This is a genomic window from Micromonospora sp. ABR4_055, from assembly GCF_056160425.1.
This window is the reverse complement of the sequence record NZ_JBSWXD010000327.1, coordinates 1-1,066: the sequence shown is the minus strand read 5'-3', so window position 1 is coordinate 1,066 and position 1,066 is coordinate 1. Positions and strand designations below refer to the sequence as shown.

Annotated in this window: 2 protein-coding genes and 1 pseudogene; 2 read left to right on the top strand and 1 reads right to left on the bottom strand. The window is 75.0% G+C overall.

The features are described 5' to 3' along the window. Positions 1 to 78: 78 nt before the first annotated feature. Entirely contained in the window at positions 79 to 228 is a 150-nt protein-coding gene (locus ACXAHD_RS32205) for a hypothetical protein (protein WP_475055183.1), read from the bottom strand. Between the two features lie 87 nt (positions 229 to 315). Between ACXAHD_RS32205 and ACXAHD_RS32200 the strand changes: the two genes are divergently transcribed. Continuing rightward, a complete protein-coding gene (locus tag ACXAHD_RS32200) occupies positions 316 to 453 on the top strand; it encodes a hypothetical protein (protein WP_199758042.1) in 138 nt (45 codons plus the stop codon). 335 nt (positions 454 to 788) lie between these two features. Next, positions 789 to 1,066, top strand: a pseudogene (locus ACXAHD_RS32195) (LppU/SCO3897 family protein); the annotation flags it as partial.

Below are 1,066 nucleotides of genomic sequence, written 5' to 3'. Positions count from 1 at the left end.
GGCGTTGTCCCCCCCCCCCCCCCCCCCCCCCCCCCCCCCCCCCCTCCCCCCCCCCCCCCCCCCCCCCCCCCCCCCCCCTCACCCCCCCCCCCCCCCCCCCCCCCCCCCCCCCCCCCCCCCCCCCCCCCCCCCCCCCCCCCCTCCCCCCCCCGTTTCCGTAGCACCATTAAGTATCCTCGGATCAAACCCGTGCAGGTCGTGGATTCTTAGGCTAGTGGCGACACTCACCTAAGAATCATTGGCAAGCTGGGCTCAGGTGCGCTTCACTTGAGTTGACCGCCGAAGCGGTCGACAAGAGATCCACAGGAGAGCACCATGTCCATGATCGATCGCATCCGCCGCCACCGGGAAGCCAGCCGCCGAACCCGCGCCCTGGAGCGGGCGCTGCGCTCCACTGACTCGGCCGCCGTACGCGACGAGATCCGCGCCATCGCACAGCGCTACCACAGCTGAACGGACCGCCGTCACGGTCCGCCGTCCCGCGACACCTCCGCCACTTCGACGGCACCAGGATTCCTCCGTTGCGGGATCGCCCGGTACGGTGGGCTCGGTCGCCGTCGGGTCGATCCGGCGCGCTGGAGACCAGAACCGGTCGGCAGCCGCCGGACGGCCAGCCGGCACACCCAGGCTGGTAGTGCAGACAGCCAGCCGGGCCCGCCTGGCCACGGTGGCAGCAGAGCCACCGCAGGTCGGGTGAGCCCGCCCGGCCGGTCCGCCGGTGTCCCTGGTCGACCGACCAGCCAGGTCGGCGGCACCGGCGCGGCTGACATGTCATGGAGGAGGCGCACATGACGTCCGAGGGCACGCAGCATCCTGGCCAGGAGCCGGAGGAGGCGGGTGTCGGCGGACCCGCGCCATACGGCAGCAGCCAGCCGCAACGCGGCGCGGCCCCCGATCCCGGCGACCCGGGTGCCGGACACCAACCCGAGCAGTGGGCACTGGCCGGTGGCGGTTGGCGGACCGGATCCGGCGACCAGCCGGGGGGGGGGGGGGGGGACGGGGGGGGAGCGCGCCCCCCCCCCCCCCCTCCTCCCCACCCCCCCCCCCCCCCACACAACACACACGT

What these genes read in the sequence shown, in the direction of transcription:
- ACXAHD_RS32200 (WP_199758042.1), top strand. Translation starts at nt 316, where the DNA reads ATGTCCATGATCGATCGCATCCGCCGCCACCGGGAAGCCAGCCGCCGA.